Genomic DNA, 653 nt, shown 5'->3' on the forward strand with positions numbered 1-653 from the left:
GCATGTCCAGTGAACACCTCGGCCACCTGGAAAGGCTGGGACAAGAACCTCTGGATCTTGCGGGCACGGGCGACGGTCAGCTTGTCTTCCTCAGACAACTCATCCATACCCAGGATAGCAATGATATCCTGGAGCGACTTGTAGTCCTGCAGAATCTTCTGAACGCCACGTGCCACATTGTAGTGCTCAGCACCAATGATGTTGGGGTCCATGATACGGGAGGTGGAGTCGAGGGGGTCCACAGCGGGGTAGATGCCCAGCTCAGCGATGGCACGGGACAGCACAGTGGTGGCGTCCAAGTGAGCGAAGGTGGTGGCGGGGGCGGGGTCAGTCAAGTCGTCGGCCGGCACATAGATAGCCTGCACAGAGGTGATGGAGCCCTTCTTGGTGGTGGTGATGCGCTCCTGCATGGTACCCATGTCAGTGGCCAGGGTTGGCTGGTAACCTACAGCAGATGGGATACGACCCAGCAGGGCAGACACCTCAGAACCGGCCTGGGTGAATCGGAAAATGTTGTCGATGAAGAGAAGCACATCCTGTCCTTCCTGGTCACGGAAGTACTCGGCGACGGTGAGGCCGGTGAGGGCGACACGGGCACGCGCGCCGGGGGGCTCGTTCATCTGTCCGTACACCAGCGCCACCTTAGCGGTCTT

The 653-nt window shown here is 59.9% G+C and carries 1 protein-coding gene; it reads right to left on the bottom strand.

Annotated features, from left to right (window positions below; genetic code table 11):
• A partial coding sequence (locus ACFFNX_RS51920) for an ATP synthase beta subunit C-terminal domain-containing protein (protein ID WP_446678583.1) occupies positions 1-653 on the bottom strand: 653 nt, incomplete at both ends.

Origin of the sequence: Actinoallomurus acaciae, from assembly GCF_042429965.1 — a bacterium.
In the GTDB taxonomy this organism is placed as follows: domain Bacteria; phylum Actinomycetota; class Actinomycetes; order Streptosporangiales; family Streptosporangiaceae; genus Actinoallomurus; species Actinoallomurus acaciae.